This is a genomic window from Neotamlana laminarinivorans (assembly GCF_020523925.1).
GTDB classification, from domain to species: domain Bacteria; phylum Bacteroidota; class Bacteroidia; order Flavobacteriales; family Flavobacteriaceae; genus Neotamlana; species Neotamlana laminarinivorans.
In genome coordinates, this window is sequence record NZ_JAJAPW010000004.1 from 225,379 (window position 1) to 240,033 (window position 14,655).

Below are 14,655 nucleotides of genomic sequence, written 5' to 3' on the forward strand. Positions count from 1 at the left end.
AACAGCTTATACACAGAATCGACTTCCTTATTAATTGAATTTAAATTTTTGTGGAGTTTTATGTAATTCGTCGAATCAATAATTTCAGTTTCGTAGTTATTTTTGCCTTTTATATTTAATTGAAGGTTTTGACAAAATGCGGTGTCAAAAAAAAGTAAGCATAAAATGAATAGTGAAAAACGCAATTAATTAAATGTGATTAGTTTTATTATTGTAAAACTAACGTAAAATTAAAGACTTTTAATATGTATTGGTGTATATATTTTATTGAAGGTATATTTGGTTTTATGTCTTTAGATATTCAATTCAATGTATGTTATCAAGTAAAATATGAGAGTAATTTTATGGTTTAAAATGCAATCATAGAATAAAAAACGCCTATCATATGAAAATTAATGAATTAGGATTTGAATTTTACATTTTAATTACTACCTTTGCAGCCCTTTTAACAAGGGATTATAAAAAATTAGTATAAAATATATGCCAACAATTTCACAATTAGTACGAAAAGGAAGAGCCAAAATAACCAAGAAGAGTAAATCGGCTGCTTTAAATTCGTGTCCACAAAGACGTGGTGTATGTACTCGTGTTTATACAACAACACCTAAAAAACCTAACTCAGCAATGCGTAAGGTGGCAAGGGTTCGTTTAACAAACGGTAACGAGGTTAACGCATACATCGGTGGTGAAGGTCACAATTTACAAGAGCACTCGATAGTATTGGTTAGAGGTGGAAGGGTAAAAGATTTACCAGGAGTTAGATATCACATTGTTCGTGGAGCATTGGATACCGCAGGTGTTCAAGGTAGAACGCAACGTAGATCTAAGTATGGTGCAAAACGCCCTAAAAAGTAATTTAAAACTTTAAGAAGAAGACATGAGAAAAAGAGCAGCGAAAAAAAGACCGCTTTTACCAGATCCGCGTTTTAACGATCAGTTAGTAACTCGTTTTGTTAACATGATGATGTGGGATGGGAAGAAGTCTGTCGCTTTTAAAGTGTTTTACGATGCAATTGATATTGTAGAACAAAAGAAAACAGATGAAGAAAAAACAGCTTTAGAGTTATGGAAAGATGCTTTATCAAATGTGATGCCTCACGTAGAAGTGCGTAGTCGTCGTGTTGGTGGTGCAACATTTCAAATTCCAATGCAAATTCGTCCAGATAGAAAAGTTTCAACAGCAATGAAATGGTTAATTGGTTATGCTAGAAAGCGTAACGAAAAATCTATGGCCTTGCGTTTAGCTTCAGAAATTTTAGCGGCAGCTAAAGAAGAAGGAGCAGCGGTTAAGAAAAGAGTTGATACTCATAAAATGGCAGAAGCTAACAAAGCATTCTCACACTTTAGATTCTAAAATAACATGGCAAGAGATTTAAAATTTACAAGAAACATTGGTATTGCAGCTCATATTGATGCTGGTAAAACAACAACTACAGAGCGTATCCTTTATTACACTGGGGTTTCTCATAAAATTGGTGAAGTACATGATGGTGCTGCAACAATGGACTGGATGGAACAAGAGCAAGAAAGAGGTATTACAATTACTTCTGCTGCTACAACTTGTACTTGGAAGTTTCCATTAGAAAATGCAAAACCAACACCTCAAACAAAAGATTATCATTTTAATATTATTGATACTCCGGGTCACGTTGATTTTACAGTAGAGGTAAACCGTTCTTTACGTGTTTTAGATGGCTTAGTATTCTTATTTAGTGCAGTTGATGGTGTTGAGCCACAGTCTGAAACTAACTGGAGACTTGCAGATAACTATAAAGTACCTCGTATTGGTTTCGTTAATAAAATGGACCGTCAAGGATCTAATTTCTTAGCAGTTTGCCAACAGGTGAAAGATATGTTAAAATCCAACGCAGTGCCAATTGTATTAAATATTGGTGATGAAGCAGATTTTAAAGGTATTATAGATTTAGTGAAAAACCGTGCTATTGTTTGGCACGATGAAACTCAGGGAGCTACTTTCGACGTGATTGAGATTCCTGAAGATATGAAAGAAGAAGCTCGTAAGTACCGTGCACTTTTAATTGAAGAAGTTGCAACTTACGATGAGAACCTTTTAGAGAAATTCATGGAAGATGAAGACTCTATTACTGAAGAAGAAGTGCACGCTGCACTTAGAGCTGCAGTAATGGATATGGCTATCATTCCAATGATTTGTGGTTCTGCATTTAAAAATAAAGGTGTTCAGTTCTTATTAGATGCTGTATGTCGTTATTTGCCTTCTCCAACAGACAGAGATAATATTGTAGGAACAAATCCTATCACAGGTGAAGATGCAGTGCGTAAGCCAGATGCAAAAGATCCTTTCTCAGCATTAGCATTTAAAATTGCTACAGATCCTTTCGTGGGTCGTCTAGCTTTCTTCCGTGCTTATTCTGGTCGTTTAGATGCAGGTTCTTACATCTTAAATAACCGTTCAGGTAAAAAAGAACGTATTTCTCGTATCTACCAAATGCACTCTAATAAGCAAAATGCTATTGATTTTATTGAAGCAGGAGATATAGGTGCAGCAGTAGGTTTTAAAGATATTAAAACAGGAGATACTTTGTCAGACGAAAAGAACCCAATTGTTCTTGAATCTATGGATTTTCCAGATCCAGTAATTGGTATCGCTGTAGAGCCTAAAACAAAGGCCGATGTAGATAAGTTAGGTATGGCTTTAGCTAAATTAGCTGAAGAAGATCCAACATTTACAGCAAGAACCGATGAGGCTTCTGGTCAAACAATTATATCTGGTATGGGTGAGCTTCACTTAGATATTATTGTAGATCGTCTTAAGCGTGAGTTTAAGGTTGAAGTAAATCAAGGTCAGCCACAGGTAGAGTACAAAGAAGCTATTACGCAACGTGCAGAACACAGAGAGGTTTACAAAAAGCAATCTGGTGGACGTGGTAAATTCGCAGATATTGTATTTACATTAGAGCCTGCCGAAGAAGGAACCGAAGGGTTAGTATTCGAATCTCAAATTAAAGGTGGTAACGTTCCTAAGGAATTTGTTCCATCAATCGAGAAAGGTTTCCAAATGGCAATGGTAAATGGTCCATTAGCAGGTTACGAAGTAGATGCTATGAAAGTAACTTTAACTGATGGTTCTTACCACGATGTGGATTCTGATCAATTATCATTCGAATTGGCTGCAAAATTAGGTTTTAAAGCTGCTGCAAAAGCTGCAAAAGCTGTAATTATGGAGCCTATGATGAAATTAGAAGTTATTACCCCAGAAGAAAACATGGGTGATATCGTTGGAGATTTAAACCGTCGTAGAGGTCAAGTAAGTGACATGGGAGATCGTAACGGTGCAAAAACAGTTAAAGCTATTGTGCCTTTATCAGAAATGTTTGGTTATGTAACAACATTAAGAACATTATCTTCTGGTCGTGCTACTTCTACAATGGAATTTTCGCACTATGCTGAAACTCCATCAAACATTTCAGAAGAGGTAATTAAAGCAGCTAAAGGGATTGAAGCCTAAAATCTAAGAAAATGAGTCAAAAAATTAGAATAAAATTAAAGTCTTACGATCATAATTTAGTAGATAAGTCTGCTGATAAAATCGTAAAAACAGTAAAAAGTACTGGTGCTGTTGTAACTGGACCAATTCCATTACCAACTCACAAAAAATTATTTACAGTACTTCGTTCTCCACACGTTAACAAAAAGTCTAGAGAGCAGTTTCAATTATCTTCTTATAAAAGATTATTAGATATCTACTCATCGTCGTCAAAAACAATTGATGCGTTAATGAAACTTGAGTTACCTAGTGGTGTAGAAGTAGAAATTAAGGTTTAAGTATAAACTTTAATTTTTTAACTCGAACTAGATTCTAGTTCTCGTTATGAGAAAGTAAAATGTCCCACCGATGCGGTCGCGGGAAAAACGGCAAAAATACAATTCAAGGACGAAGCGTATTTTGTCCTTGAATTTTTTTTAAATAAGTAATAAATAAATTAATAATTAAATTATGTCTGGGTTAATTGGAAAAAAAATCGGTATGACCAGCATTTTCGATGAAAACGGGAAAAACATCCCATGTACAGTAATCGAAGCTGGGCCATGTATCGTTACCCAAGTCAGAACTGAAGAGGTTGATGGCTATGAAGCTGTTCAATTAGGTTTCGATGACGCGACAGAAAAAAGCGCTACAAAAGCTGACTTAGGTCATGCAAAAAAAGCTGGTACTTCTGTTAAACGCAAAGTTGTTGAATTTAAAGGTTTTGATGCGGAGTACAAATTAGGTGATGCTATAACAGTAGATCATTTTGCTGAAGGTGAATTTGTTGATATCTCAGGTACATCAAAAGGTAAAGGATTTCAAGGTGTTGTAAAACGTCATGGTTTTGGTGGTGTAGGTCAAGCTACTCACGGTCAGCATAACCGTTTAAGAGCGCCAGGTTCTATTGGTGCTGCTTCTTACCCTGCTAGAGTATTCAAAGGAATGCGTATGGCCGGAAGAATGGGTGGAGAAAAAGTGAAAGTTCAAAATTTAAGAGTTTTAAAAGTAGTTCCTGAAAAGAATTTACTTGTTGTTAAAGGTTGTGTACCTGGACACAAAAACGCTTATGTAATTGTTAGAAAATAATGAAAGTAGCAGTTTTAGATATAAACGGAAAAGACACAGGTAGAAAAGCAGAGCTTTCTAACGATGTGTTTGCTATTGAACCTAATAATCATGCGGTATATTTAGATGTTAAACAGTATTTAGCAAATCAACGTCAAGGAACTCACAAATCGAAAGAAAGAGGTGAGATTTCTGGTAGTACTCGCAAGATTAAGAAACAAAAAGGAACCGGTACTGCAAGAGCAGGTAGTATTAAGTCTGGTGTATTTAAAGGTGGTGGTCGTATGTTCGGTCCAAGACCTAGAAATTATAACTTCAAACTTAATAAAAACCTTAAGCGTTTAGCACGTAAATCGGCTTTAAGTATCAAGGCAGGTGAGCAGTCAATTACTGTTCTAGAAGACTTTAATTTTGATACAGCAAAAACTAAAAACTTTACAGCTGTGTTAAAAGCCTTAGAACTAGATAATAAAAAATCTTTATTTGTGTTGGGCACGTCAAATAATAATGTATATTTGTCATCGCGTAATTTAAAAGGATCTGAAGTCGTAACTTATTCAGAATTAAGCACTTATAAAATTTTAAATGCAAATCAAGTGGTTCTTTTAGAAGGCGCTTTAGAAGGAATTGAATCAAACTTAAGTAAATAAGAAACAGATGAGTATCTTAATTAAACCTATAATCACAGAAAAAGCGACTGCTGATAGCGAGTTAAGAAACTGCTACACATTCGAAGTGAATACAAAGGCGAACAAGATAGAAATTAAAAATGCGGTTGAAGCTGCATATGGTGTTTCTGTTGAAAAAGTTCGTACAATAAATATCCGTCCAGATAGAAATACTAAGTATACAAAAACTGGTATTCAACATGGTAAAACTAATGCTAAGAAAAAAGCTTTAGTACAACTGGCGGAAGGTGAAATGATTGATTTATACAGTAACATGTAATTAGACAAAAAATGTCAGTAAGAAAATTAAAACCAATCACACCAGGACAGCGTTTTAGAGTAGTAAATGGGTATGACGCCATAACTACTGATAAGCCGGAAAAGAGTTTACTTGTTCCGAATAAAAGGTCTGGTGGTAGAAACAGTCAAGGAAAAATGACCATGCGCTATATTGGTGGTGGTCATAAAAGAAAGTATCGTATTATCGATTTTAAACGTAACAAAACTGGAATTCCAGCGGAGGTAAAGTCTATTGAGTACGATCCAAACAGAACCGCTTTTATTGCTTTATTGAATTATCAAGATGGCGAGAAAAGATACATTATTGCTCAAAATGGTTTACAAGTTGGCCAAAATGTGGTGTCTGGTACAGAAGGAATTGCTCCTGAAATTGGAAATGCAATGCCATTAAGTGAAATTCCATTAGGTACAATAATCTCTTGTTTAGAGCTACGTCCAGGTCAAGGTGCTGTTATGGCTCGTAGTGCTGGTGCATTTGCTCAATTAATGGCGAGAGATGGTAAGTTTGCTACAGTAAAATTACCTTCTGGAGAAACACGCTTAATTCTTGTAACGTGTATGGCTACAATAGGTGTAGTATCGAATTCGGATCACCAATTACTTGTTGGAGGTAAAGCAGGTAGAACGCGCTGGTTAGGACGTCGTCCAAGAACTAGACCGGTTGTAATGAACCCAATCGATCACCCAATGGGTGGTGGTGAAGGACGTGCTTCAGGTGGTCACCCACGCTCTAGAAACGGTATTCCAGCTAAAGGATTTAGAACACGTTCTAAAACTAAAGCAAGTAATAAATATATTGTAGAACGTAGAAAGAAATAAGACATGGCAAGATCATTAAAAAAAGGACCTTACGTTCATTATAAATTAGAAAGAAAAGTAGCTGCTAATGTTGAAGCTAATAAAAAAACAGTTATCAAAACTTGGTCAAGAGCTAGTATGATAACTCCAGATTTTGTTGGACAAACTATAGCAGTACACAATGGCCGTCAATTTGTTCCTGTTTATGTAACAGAAAATATGGTAGGTCATAAATTAGGAGAATTTTCACCAACACGTTCATTCCGTGGGCATGCAGGTGCTAAAAACAAAGGTAAAAAGTAGTAAGCTATGGGAAGTCGTAAAAAACAAATGGCAGACGCTATTAAGGAAGCAAAGAAGCAAGTTGCTTTTGCAAAACTTAATAACTGTCCTACATCACCAAGAAAAATGCGCTTAGTAGCCGATTTAGTAAGAGGTGAAAAGGTAGAAAATGCACTAAATATCTTAAAATTCAATCAGAAGGAAGCTTCAGGTCGTTTAGAAAAGTTATTACTTTCGGCTATTGCTAACTGGCAAGCTAAAAACGAAGATGCTGATGTTGAATCTGCTGAATTATTCGTAAAAGAGATTAGAGTAGATGGCGGATCAATGTTAAAAAGATTACGTCCAGCTCCTCAAGGTCGTGCACATAGAATCAGAAAACGTTCTAACCATGTAACACTTGTGGTTGGTGCTAACAATAACACACAAAGCTAAGATAGAAGTATGGGACAAAAAACAAATCCAATCGGAAATCGCTTAGGTATTATCAGAGGATGGGAATCTAACTGGTACGGAGGTAATGATTATGGAGATAAGCTTGCCGAAGACGATAAAATTAGAAAATACGTTCACGTACGTCTTTCTAAAGCTAGTGTAAGTAGAGTAATTATCGAACGTACTCTTAAACTTGTAACCGTTACTATCACTACAGCTCGCCCAGGTATCATTATTGGTAAAGGCGGACAAGAGGTAGACAAGTTAAAAGAAGAGCTTAAGAAAATTACTGGTAAAGAAGTTCAGATTAATATTTTTGAAATTAAAAGACCTGAACTAGATGCATTTTTAGTAGCATCAAGTATTGCAAGACAAATAGAAAATCGTATTTCTTATCGTCGTGCAATCAAAATGGCTATTGCTGCTACAATGCGTATGAACGCTGAAGGAATTAAAATCCAAATTAGTGGTCGTTTAAATGGAGCTGAAATGGCACGTTCTGAACACTACAAAGAAGGACGTATTCCTTTATCAACCTTTAGAGCCGATATTGATTATGCTTTAGTTGAAGCACACACTACTTATGGTAGATTAGGTGTAAAAGTATGGATCATGAAAGGCGAAGTATATGGTAAAAGAGAGCTTTCTCCGCTTGTAGGTTTATCTAAAAAGCAAGGAAAAGGTGGCGCTGGACGCGGAAATAAAGGACCTCGTCGCAGTAGAAAGTAATTTTTTATAAAGTAAAGAAACATGTTACAGCCTAAAAGAACAAAATTTCGTAAGCAGCAAAAAGGACGTATGAAAGGAAATGCCGGTAGAGGGCATCAACTTTCAAACGGTACCTTTGGAATAAAAGCATTAGACTCTGTATTTATAACATCACGTCAAATTGAAGCAGCACGTATTGCCGCTACACGTTACATGAAAAGAGAAGGGCAACTTTGGATTAAAATATTTCCAGACAAGCCAATTACAAAAAAGCCTCTTGAAGTACGTATGGGTAAAGGTAAAGGTGCCGTAGAATTATGGGTAGCTGTTGTAAAACCAGGAAGAGTACTTTTTGAAATAGGTGGTGTGCCATTAGACGTGGCTAAAGAAGCTTTACGTCTTGCAGCACAAAAACTACCAGTTAAAACTAAGTTTTTAATCGCTAGAGATTACGAAGCATAATAATTTAAGATTATGAAACAATCAGAAATTAAAGAATTATCTGTTGCTGAGTTACAAGAAAAACTTAGTGAAGTAAAAAAGAGTTATTCAGACCTAAAATTGGCTCATGCAATTTCTCCTTTAGAAAATCCAATTCAATTACGTAGTGCAAGACGCACCGTTGCAAGAATTGCGACCGAATTAACTAAAAGAGATTCACAATAATTCTGCTTAAATATGGAAACAAGAAATTTAAGAAAAGAACGTATAGGAGTTGTTACAAGTAACAAAATGCAGAAATCAATTGTGGTTTCTGAGGTGAAAAAAGTAAAACACCCTATGTATGGAAAGTTCGTGTTAAAAACAAAAAAATATGTTGCGCACGACGAGAAAAATGACTGCAACGAAGGAGATACTGTAAGAATCATGGAAACACGACCTTTAAGTAAATCTAAATGTTGGAGATTAGTTGAAATAATTGAAAGAGCGAAATAATTATGGTACAGCAAGAATCAAGATTAAAAGTAGCAGATAACACTGGAGCAAAGGAAGTTTTAACTATCCGAGTTCTAGGTGGTACTAAAAGAAGATACGCTTCTGTAGGTGATAAAATTGTAGTTTCTGTTAAAGATGCTACACCAAACGGTAATATTAAAAAAGGAGCCGTATCAACTGCAGTAGTAGTGCGTACTGTAAAAGAAGTAAGAAGACCAGATGGATCTTATATTAGATTCGATGATAATGCTTGTGTTTTATTAAACCCAGCGGGTGAGATGAGAGGTACACGTGTTTTTGGTCCTGTTGCTAGAGAACTTCGTGATAAACAATTCATGAAAATTGTATCATTAGCACCAGAAGTGCTTTAATACATTATTAAGATGACAAAGCTTAAAATTAAAACTGGAGATACTGTAAAAGTAATTGCTGGCGACCATAAAGGTAGCGAAGGTAAGGTACAAAAGGTATTAATAGAAAAAAACAAAGCCATTGTTGAGGGAGTAAATTTGGTTAAGAAACATACTAAACCAAGTGCTCAAAACCCACAAGGAGGCATTGTAGAGAAGGAAGCACCAATTCACATCTCTAACTTATCGTTGTTAACTTCTAAAGGAGAAGCAACGAGAGTGGGGTACAGAGTAGAAGGTGATAAGAAAGTAAGATTCTCATTAAAATCTAATGAAGTAATATAGTTATGGCATATTCACCTAGACTTAAAGAAGAGTATAAAAGCAAAGTAATTGCAGCTCTTACAGACGAATTTGGATATCAAAATGTAATGCAAGTTCCTAAACTACAAAAGATAGTTATATCTAAAGGTGTTGGGGCTGCAGTTGCAGATAAAAAATTAATAGACTATGCTGTTGAAGAATTAACAACAATATCTGGTCAAAAAGCTGTAGCTACTTTATCTAAAAAGGATGTTGCTTCTTTTAAATTACGTAAAGGTATGCCAATTGGAGCAAAAGTAACTTTACGTGGAGAAAGAATGTATGAATTTTTAGATAGATTAGTAACTTCTGCCTTACCTCGTGTAAGAGATTTTAATGGTATCAAAGCTACAGGTTTCGATGGTCGTGGTAATTACAACCTTGGAATCACTGAACAAATAATCTTTCCTGAAATAAATATCGATAAGGTTAATAAAATTTCAGGTATGGATATTACATTTGTAACATCTGCCGAAACAGATAAGGAAGCAAAATCATTATTAACTGAATTAGGGTTACCTTTTAAAAAGAACTAAGATATGGCTAAAGAATCAATGAAAGCCCGTGAGGTAAAAAGAGCTAAAACAGTAGCTAAATATGCTGAGAAAAGAAAAGCTTTAAAAGAAGCTGGAGATTACGAAGCATTACAAAAGTTACCAAAAAACGCTTCTCCAGTTCGTATGCATAATAGATGTAAGCTTACTGGAAGACCTAAAGGTTACATGAGAAACTTTGGTATTTCTCGTGTAATGTTTAGAGAAATGGCTAACAAAGGCTTAATCCCAGGGGTTAAAAAAGCTAGTTGGTAAAAAAAGAATTATAAATTGGTTTTAGGTTCAAGAGAAAGAGTTTCTTGAAAACCACTACCGCAAATTAATAAATATGTATACAGATCCAATCGCGGATTATCTTACTAGAATTAGAAACGCAGTGCGTGCTAACCACAGAGTGGTTGAGATTCCTGCTTCTAATTTAAAGAAAAACATAACTAAAATATTATTTGAACAAGGATATATTTTAAGTTATAAGTTTGATGATTCAACTGTACAAGGAACAATTAAAATTGCTCTTAAGTACAACAAAGAAACAAAAGAACCAGTAATTAAAAAACTTCAACGCATTAGTACTCCAGGTTTACGTAAGTATGCGGGTGCTGATGAGTTACCAAGAATTCTTAATGGTTTAGGTATTGCCATTGTTTCTACATCTCATGGTGTAATGACAGGTAAACAAGCTAAAAAAGAGAATGTAGGTGGTGAAGTTTTATGTTACGTTTACTAATTTTAAAACCTAATAGAAATGTCAAGAATAGGAAAAAATCCAGTAGCCATTCCAGAGGGTGTAACAGTTAGTGTTAAAGATAACACTGTAACTGTAAAAGGAAAATTAGGAGAATTAACTCAAAGTTTCGATACAGTAGCAATTGAAGTAGAAGAAGGAAACGTTATTGTTTCACGCTCTGCTGAAACTAAAGATCATAAAGCTAAACACGGTTTATACAGAGCCTTAATTGCAAACATGATTGAAGGTGTATCAAAAGGATGGACAAAAGAATTAGAATTGGTTGGTGTAGGTTACAGAGCATCAAACCAAGGACAAAAATTAGACCTTGCTATTGGTTTTTCACATAACATTGTTATGGATATTGCTCCAGAAGTTAAAGTGGAAACTGTTTCTGAAAAAGGAAAGAATCCAATTGTAAAACTATCTTCTTTTGACAAACAACTTGTTGGTCAAGTTGCTGCAAAAATTCGCGGTTTCAGAAAACCTGAACCTTACAAAGGAAAAGGTATTAAGTTTGTTGGTGAGGAAATTAGAAGAAAAGCAGGTAAATCAGCTTAATAAATTTAGTTATGGCATTAACAAAGAACGAAAGAAGATTAAGAATAAAAAACAGAATTCGTAAGGTTGTTTCTGGTACAGAAGCAAGACCTAGATTAGCTGTTTACAGAAGTAATAAAGAAATTTATGCTCAAATAGTTGATGATGTAACTGGTGTAACACTAGGTTCAGCATCTTCAAGAGATAAAAGTATAGATACTGCTAAAGTTAATAAAGTTGAAGCTGCTAAATTAGTAGGTAAGGCTATAGCTGAGAAAGCACTTAAAGCAGGTATAGAAACTATCGCTTTCGATAGAGGTGGTTATTTATACCATGGTAGAGTAAAATCATTAGCTGAAGGAGCTAGAGAGGCAGGACTTAAATTCTAAGATATTATGTTTCAAAAATATAAAAGCGCAGAGTTAGTAAAACCAAGTGGATTAGATCTTAAAGATCGTTTAGTTGGTGTACAGAGAGTTACAAAAGTAACTAAAGGTGGTAGAGCATTTGGTTTTTCGGCAATCGTTGTGGTTGGTGATGAAGCTGGTGTTGTAGGACAAGGTTTAGGAAAATCTAAAGACGTTGCTAGTGCAATTGCAAAAGCCGTTGAAGATGCTAAAAAAAATCTAGTTCGTATTCCTATTATTAAAGGAACTTTACCTCATGAACAAAAAGGTAAATATGGTGGTGCAAGAGTAAATATTATTCCTGCTGCTCCTGGTACAGGGGTAATCGCTGGTGGTGCTGTAAGAACAGTATTAGAAGCCGTTGGTGTACACGATGTATTATCAAAATCTCAAGGGTCTTCAAACCCTCACAATGTTGTAAAAGCAACTTTTGATGCTTTATTACAATTAAGAGATGCAAAAACTATTGCTAGAGATAGAGGTATTACACTTCAACAAGTTTTTAACGCTTAATAACAGACAGAAATGGCAAAGATTAAAGTAACAAAAGTTAAAAGCGCAATCAATCGTACTTTAAGACAAAAAAGAACTTTAGAAGCTCTAGGTCTTAAAAAGATTGGACAAGTAAAAGAGTTTGAAGCTACACCAAATATTCTTGGTATGGTTGCAAAAGTGTCACATTTAGTTTCTGTTGAAGAAGCTTAAAAAATAAAACTGAAAAATGGATTTAAGTAATTTAAAACCTGCACAAGGTTCAGTAAAAAACCAAGGAAAACGTATTGGTCGTGGTCAAGGTTCTGGTAAAGGTGGTACCGCTACACGTGGTCACAAAGGAGCTAAATCACGTTCAGGTTATTCTAAAAAATTAGGTTTTGAAGGTGGACAAATGCCTCTTCAAAGACGTGTTCCTAAGTTTGGTTTTACAAACATTAACCGTGTAGAGTATCAAGGTGTAAATTTAGACACTTTACAACAATTGGTTGATGACAAGAAAATTAATGATACTGTAGATTTTGAATCATTATTCGCAAACCGTTTAGTTGGTAAAAACGATTTAGTAAAAATATTAGGTCGTGGTGAATTAAAAGCAAAATTAAAAGTATCTGCTCATAAGTTTACTGCATCCGCTAAAGCTGCTATTGAAGCTGCTGGTGGTGAAGCTGTAACAATTTAAGACATTTTATACGTATGAAGTTTATAGAATCAATTAAAAATGTATGGAAAATCGAGGAACTAAGAAACCGTATTGTGGTTACTTTAACCTTGTTATTAGTTTATCGATTTGGTGCACAAGTAGTTTTACCAGGTATAGATGCAGCTCAATTAAGTGGATTATCTGACAGTACAGATAGTGGCTTATTAGGTTTACTTAATGCTTTCACTGGTGGTGCTTTTGCAAATGCTTCAGTATTTGCTCTTGGTATTATGCCATACATTTCTGCTTCTATTGTTGTACAATTAATGGGAATAGCTATTCCATATTTACAGAAGTTACAAAAGGAAGGAGCTAGTGGCCAAAAGAAAATTACACAAATAACACGTTGGTTAACAATAGCTATCTGTTTATTACAAGCCCCTGGTTACTTAGCAAGCTTACCTGCATTAGGTATTCCACAAAGTGCCTTTTTATTAGGTACAGGGTTTACATTTTATTTTTCTTCAGTTTCCATTTTAGTAACAGGCTGTATTTTTGCTATGTGGTTAGGTGAAAGAATTACTGATAAAGGAATTGGTAATGGTATTTCATTATTAATTATGGTAGGTATTATTGCTACATTACCACAAGCATTTTTGCAAAACGCAGCTACCAGGTTAGAAGGAAATAATGTTATGTTAATTCTTTTTGAACTTGTAATATGGTTTGTAATTATATTGGCATCTATTATGTTAGTAATGGGTGTTCGTAAAATTGCTGTACAATATGCTAGAAGAACTGCTACTGGAGGTTATGAAAAGGCTGCTGTGGCTGGTTCTAGACAATACATACCGTTAAAATTAAACGCTTCAGGTGTAATGCCAATTATATTTGCTCAAGCAATTATGTTTGTGCCAGGTTTAGTTGGTGGTTCTTCTTTCCTAAAAGATACCAGTTTTGGTGCATGGTTAACAACAAATTATTCAGATTTATTTGGTTTCACATATAACCTAACATTTGCTTTATTAATTATTGTGTTCACATATTTTTATACAGCAATTACAGTACCTACTAATAAAATGGCCGACGATTTAAAGCGTAGTGGTGGGTTTATACCAGGTATTCGTCCAGGTTCTGAAACATCTGAGTATTTAGATAAAATTATGTCTCAAATAACTTTACCAGGCTCTATATTTTTAGCTCTAATAGCAGTTTTTCCTGCAATTATTGTTAAACTTATGGGAGTACAACAGACATGGGCTATGTTTTTTGGTGGCACATCATTGTTAATTATGGTTGGAGTTGCAATAGATACTATGCAACAAATTAATTCTTATTTGTTAAATAGACACTATGATGGTTTGATGAAAACAGGTAAAAATAGAAAGGCAGTAGCTTAATTATTATACTATGGCAAAACAAGCAGCAATTGAGCAAGACGGAACAATTATAGAAGCATTATCTAATGCTATGTTTCGTGTAGAGTTAGAAAATGGTCATATAGTGACCGCACATATATCTGGTAAAATGCGTATGCATTATATAAAATTATTACCAGGTGATAAAGTAAAATTAGAAATGAGTCCTTATGATTTAACTAAGGCTCGTATAACTTATAGATACTAATACTAAAAAACGTTCAAAGTTCAAAGTTCAAAGTTTTAAGTTGAACCTTGAATTTAGAACCTTGAATATTGAATATTATGAAAGTAAGAGCATCAGTAAAGAAAAGAAGCGCAGATTGTAAAATTGTGCGTAGAAAAGGTAGACTTTACGTTATTAACAAAAAGAATCCTAGATTTAAACAAAGACAAGGATAAAAAAATAATGGTCATTAGTAATTAGACGTTAGATGAATCTGTTTGAAATAGAAATGTTT

At 34.7% G+C, this 14,655-nt stretch carries 27 protein-coding genes; all 27 read left to right on the forward strand.

Translation table 11 applies throughout. The annotated features are described in order from the left end of the window. Positions 1–480: 480 nt before the first annotated feature. The 27 genes from rpsL to ykgO all read left to right on the forward strand — a co-directional run bounded on the left by rpsL (position 481) and on the right by ykgO (position 14,596). Positions 481–855 carry a 30S ribosomal protein S12 gene (gene rpsL, locus LG649_RS10320; protein WP_044626943.1) on the forward strand — a complete coding sequence of 125 codons (375 nt, stop codon included), beginning with the start codon at positions 481–483 and terminating at the stop codon, positions 853–855. A gap of 22 nt (positions 856–877) precedes the next feature. Further along, positions 878–1,354 (forward strand): 30S ribosomal protein S7, encoded by a 477-nt coding sequence (gene rpsG, locus LG649_RS10325; protein WP_226543754.1) that lies wholly within the window; start codon positions 878–880, stop codon positions 1,352–1,354. A gap of 6 nt (positions 1,355–1,360) precedes the next feature. Further along, positions 1,361–3,487: an elongation factor G gene (fusA, locus tag LG649_RS10330; protein ID WP_226543755.1), complete on the forward strand. Its 2,127-nt coding sequence runs from the start codon at positions 1,361–1,363 to the stop codon at positions 3,485–3,487. Between the two features lie 11 nt (positions 3,488–3,498). Then, positions 3,499–3,804, forward strand: a complete 306-nt coding sequence (rpsJ, locus tag LG649_RS10335; protein ID WP_044626940.1) for a 30S ribosomal protein S10 — start codon at positions 3,499–3,501, stop codon at positions 3,802–3,804. A 172-nt stretch (positions 3,805–3,976) separates the two neighbouring features. Further along, positions 3,977–4,594 carry a 50S ribosomal protein L3 gene (rplC, locus tag LG649_RS10340; protein WP_044631095.1) on the forward strand — a complete coding sequence of 206 codons (618 nt, stop codon included), beginning with the start codon at positions 3,977–3,979 and terminating at the stop codon, positions 4,592–4,594. Beyond that, the gene (gene rplD / locus LG649_RS10345; protein WP_226543756.1) at positions 4,594–5,223 is read left to right on the forward strand and encodes a 50S ribosomal protein L4; all 630 of its coding nucleotides are present in this window, start codon (positions 4,594–4,596) and stop codon (positions 5,221–5,223) included. Before rplC ends, rplD begins: the two co-directional genes overlap by 1 nt. A gap of 7 nt (positions 5,224–5,230) precedes the next feature. Continuing rightward, a complete protein-coding gene (gene rplW / locus LG649_RS10350; protein WP_044631097.1) occupies positions 5,231–5,521 on the forward strand; it encodes a 50S ribosomal protein L23 in 291 nt (96 codons plus the stop codon). A gap of 11 nt (positions 5,522–5,532) precedes the next feature. Continuing rightward, the gene (gene rplB, locus LG649_RS10355; protein WP_044626936.1) at positions 5,533–6,360 is read left to right on the forward strand and encodes a 50S ribosomal protein L2; all 828 of its coding nucleotides are present in this window, start codon (positions 5,533–5,535) and stop codon (positions 6,358–6,360) included. Positions 6,361–6,363: 3 nt separating this feature from the next. Then, positions 6,364–6,642, forward strand: a complete 279-nt coding sequence (rpsS, locus tag LG649_RS10360; RefSeq protein WP_013869040.1) for a 30S ribosomal protein S19 — start codon at positions 6,364–6,366, stop codon at positions 6,640–6,642. 6 nt (positions 6,643–6,648) lie between these two features. Beyond that, positions 6,649–7,056: a 50S ribosomal protein L22 gene (rplV, locus tag LG649_RS10365; protein ID WP_044631099.1), complete on the forward strand. Its 408-nt coding sequence runs from the start codon at positions 6,649–6,651 to the stop codon at positions 7,054–7,056. A 9-nt stretch (positions 7,057–7,065) separates the two neighbouring features. Further along, a complete protein-coding gene (gene rpsC / locus LG649_RS10370; RefSeq protein WP_044626934.1) occupies positions 7,066–7,785 on the forward strand; it encodes a 30S ribosomal protein S3 in 720 nt (239 codons plus the stop codon). A 21-nt stretch (positions 7,786–7,806) separates the two neighbouring features. Next, a complete protein-coding gene (rplP, locus tag LG649_RS10375) occupies positions 7,807–8,226 on the forward strand; it encodes a 50S ribosomal protein L16 (protein ID WP_044626933.1) in 420 nt (139 codons plus the stop codon). 12 nt (positions 8,227–8,238) lie between these two features. After that, positions 8,239–8,430 carry a 50S ribosomal protein L29 gene (gene rpmC / locus LG649_RS10380; RefSeq protein WP_044626932.1) on the forward strand — a complete coding sequence of 64 codons (192 nt, stop codon included), beginning with the start codon at positions 8,239–8,241 and terminating at the stop codon, positions 8,428–8,430. A gap of 12 nt (positions 8,431–8,442) precedes the next feature. Further along, positions 8,443–8,700 carry a 30S ribosomal protein S17 gene (gene rpsQ, locus LG649_RS10385; RefSeq protein ID WP_044626931.1) on the forward strand — a complete coding sequence of 86 codons (258 nt, stop codon included), beginning with the start codon at positions 8,443–8,445 and terminating at the stop codon, positions 8,698–8,700. A gap of 2 nt (positions 8,701–8,702) precedes the next feature. Further along, positions 8,703–9,071: a 50S ribosomal protein L14 gene (rplN, locus tag LG649_RS10390; RefSeq protein WP_027138502.1), complete on the forward strand. Its 369-nt coding sequence runs from the start codon at positions 8,703–8,705 to the stop codon at positions 9,069–9,071. Between the two features lie 12 nt (positions 9,072–9,083). After that, positions 9,084–9,395: a 50S ribosomal protein L24 gene (rplX, locus tag LG649_RS10395; protein WP_226543757.1), complete on the forward strand. Its 312-nt coding sequence runs from the start codon at positions 9,084–9,086 to the stop codon at positions 9,393–9,395. A gap of 2 nt (positions 9,396–9,397) precedes the next feature. Then, positions 9,398–9,949 carry a 50S ribosomal protein L5 gene (gene rplE, locus LG649_RS10400; RefSeq protein ID WP_226543758.1) on the forward strand — a complete coding sequence of 184 codons (552 nt, stop codon included), beginning with the start codon at positions 9,398–9,400 and terminating at the stop codon, positions 9,947–9,949. Between the two features lie 3 nt (positions 9,950–9,952). Next, positions 9,953–10,222, forward strand: coding sequence for a 30S ribosomal protein S14 (gene rpsN / locus LG649_RS10405; RefSeq protein ID WP_226543759.1), 270 nt, complete (start codon positions 9,953–9,955; stop codon positions 10,220–10,222). A 73-nt stretch (positions 10,223–10,295) separates the two neighbouring features. Further along, positions 10,296–10,694 carry a 30S ribosomal protein S8 gene (rpsH, locus tag LG649_RS10410; RefSeq protein ID WP_044626927.1) on the forward strand — a complete coding sequence of 133 codons (399 nt, stop codon included), beginning with the start codon at positions 10,296–10,298 and terminating at the stop codon, positions 10,692–10,694. Positions 10,695–10,712: 18 nt separating this feature from the next. Beyond that, the gene (gene rplF, locus LG649_RS10415) at positions 10,713–11,255 is read left to right on the forward strand and encodes a 50S ribosomal protein L6 (protein ID WP_226543760.1); all 543 of its coding nucleotides are present in this window, start codon (positions 10,713–10,715) and stop codon (positions 11,253–11,255) included. Positions 11,256–11,266: 11 nt separating this feature from the next. After that, entirely contained in the window at positions 11,267–11,623 is a 357-nt protein-coding gene (gene rplR, locus LG649_RS10420; protein ID WP_044626925.1) for a 50S ribosomal protein L18, read from the forward strand. 6 nt (positions 11,624–11,629) lie between these two features. Continuing rightward, on the forward strand, positions 11,630–12,154 hold the full coding sequence (gene rpsE / locus LG649_RS10425) for a 30S ribosomal protein S5 (RefSeq protein ID WP_226543761.1): 525 nt from the start codon (positions 11,630–11,632) through the stop codon (positions 12,152–12,154). Between the two features lie 12 nt (positions 12,155–12,166). Further along, entirely contained in the window at positions 12,167–12,346 is a 180-nt protein-coding gene (rpmD, locus tag LG649_RS10430) for a 50S ribosomal protein L30 (protein WP_044631108.1), read from the forward strand. A gap of 16 nt (positions 12,347–12,362) precedes the next feature. Then, complete coding sequence (gene rplO, locus LG649_RS10435; RefSeq protein ID WP_226543762.1) at positions 12,363–12,815, forward strand: 50S ribosomal protein L15; 453 nt, start codon at positions 12,363–12,365, stop codon at positions 12,813–12,815. A 14-nt stretch (positions 12,816–12,829) separates the two neighbouring features. Further along, positions 12,830–14,176: a preprotein translocase subunit SecY gene (gene secY / locus LG649_RS10440; protein ID WP_226543763.1), complete on the forward strand. Its 1,347-nt coding sequence runs from the start codon at positions 12,830–12,832 to the stop codon at positions 14,174–14,176. A 10-nt stretch (positions 14,177–14,186) separates the two neighbouring features. Then, positions 14,187–14,402 carry a translation initiation factor IF-1 gene (infA, locus tag LG649_RS10445; RefSeq protein ID WP_007094967.1) on the forward strand — a complete coding sequence of 72 codons (216 nt, stop codon included), beginning with the start codon at positions 14,187–14,189 and terminating at the stop codon, positions 14,400–14,402. Between the two features lie 77 nt (positions 14,403–14,479). Further along, positions 14,480–14,596, forward strand: coding sequence for a type B 50S ribosomal protein L36 (ykgO, locus tag LG649_RS10450; protein WP_013305171.1), 117 nt, complete (start codon positions 14,480–14,482; stop codon positions 14,594–14,596). Positions 14,597–14,655: the final 59 nt, after the last annotated feature.

Bases quoted from the DNA above. Each gene is read 5' to 3' on its own strand.
- secY (WP_226543763.1), top strand. From the start codon at position 12,830: ATGAAGTTTATAGAATCAATTAAAAATGTATGGAAAATCGAGGAACTA.
- rpsJ (WP_044626940.1), top strand. From the start codon at position 3,499: ATGAGTCAAAAAATTAGAATAAAATTAAAGTCTTACGATCATAATTTA.
- rpsH (WP_044626927.1), top strand. From the start codon at position 10,296: ATGTATACAGATCCAATCGCGGATTATCTTACTAGAATTAGAAACGCA.
- rplD (WP_226543756.1), top strand. From the start codon at position 4,594: ATGAAAGTAGCAGTTTTAGATATAAACGGAAAAGACACAGGTAGAAAA.
- rplX (WP_226543757.1), top strand. From the start codon at position 9,084: ATGACAAAGCTTAAAATTAAAACTGGAGATACTGTAAAAGTAATTGCT.
- rplO (WP_226543762.1), top strand. From the start codon at position 12,363: ATGGATTTAAGTAATTTAAAACCTGCACAAGGTTCAGTAAAAAACCAA.
- rpsC (WP_044626934.1), top strand. From the start codon at position 7,066: ATGGGACAAAAAACAAATCCAATCGGAAATCGCTTAGGTATTATCAGA.
- rplP (WP_044626933.1), top strand. From the start codon at position 7,807: ATGTTACAGCCTAAAAGAACAAAATTTCGTAAGCAGCAAAAAGGACGT.
- rpsQ (WP_044626931.1), top strand. From the start codon at position 8,443: ATGGAAACAAGAAATTTAAGAAAAGAACGTATAGGAGTTGTTACAAGT.
- rplR (WP_044626925.1), top strand. From the start codon at position 11,267: ATGGCATTAACAAAGAACGAAAGAAGATTAAGAATAAAAAACAGAATT.
- rpmC (WP_044626932.1), top strand. From the start codon at position 8,239: ATGAAACAATCAGAAATTAAAGAATTATCTGTTGCTGAGTTACAAGAA.
- rplW (WP_044631097.1), top strand. From the start codon at position 5,231: ATGAGTATCTTAATTAAACCTATAATCACAGAAAAAGCGACTGCTGAT.
- rplB (WP_044626936.1), top strand. From the start codon at position 5,533: ATGTCAGTAAGAAAATTAAAACCAATCACACCAGGACAGCGTTTTAGA.
- ykgO (WP_013305171.1), top strand. From the start codon at position 14,480: ATGAAAGTAAGAGCATCAGTAAAGAAAAGAAGCGCAGATTGTAAAATT.
- rplN (WP_027138502.1), top strand. From the start codon at position 8,703: ATGGTACAGCAAGAATCAAGATTAAAAGTAGCAGATAACACTGGAGCA.
- fusA (WP_226543755.1), top strand. From the start codon at position 1,361: ATGGCAAGAGATTTAAAATTTACAAGAAACATTGGTATTGCAGCTCAT.
- rpsL (WP_044626943.1), top strand. From the start codon at position 481: ATGCCAACAATTTCACAATTAGTACGAAAAGGAAGAGCCAAAATAACC.
- rplE (WP_226543758.1), top strand. From the start codon at position 9,398: ATGGCATATTCACCTAGACTTAAAGAAGAGTATAAAAGCAAAGTAATT.
- rpsS (WP_013869040.1), top strand. From the start codon at position 6,364: ATGGCAAGATCATTAAAAAAAGGACCTTACGTTCATTATAAATTAGAA.
- rpmD (WP_044631108.1), top strand. From the start codon at position 12,167: ATGGCAAAGATTAAAGTAACAAAAGTTAAAAGCGCAATCAATCGTACT.
- rplC (WP_044631095.1), top strand. From the start codon at position 3,977: ATGTCTGGGTTAATTGGAAAAAAAATCGGTATGACCAGCATTTTCGAT.
- rplV (WP_044631099.1), top strand. From the start codon at position 6,649: ATGGGAAGTCGTAAAAAACAAATGGCAGACGCTATTAAGGAAGCAAAG.
- rplF (WP_226543760.1), top strand. From the start codon at position 10,713: ATGTCAAGAATAGGAAAAAATCCAGTAGCCATTCCAGAGGGTGTAACA.
- infA (WP_007094967.1), top strand. From the start codon at position 14,187: ATGGCAAAACAAGCAGCAATTGAGCAAGACGGAACAATTATAGAAGCA.
- rpsN (WP_226543759.1), top strand. From the start codon at position 9,953: ATGGCTAAAGAATCAATGAAAGCCCGTGAGGTAAAAAGAGCTAAAACA.
- rpsE (WP_226543761.1), top strand. From the start codon at position 11,630: ATGTTTCAAAAATATAAAAGCGCAGAGTTAGTAAAACCAAGTGGATTA.
- rpsG (WP_226543754.1), top strand. From the start codon at position 878: ATGAGAAAAAGAGCAGCGAAAAAAAGACCGCTTTTACCAGATCCGCGT.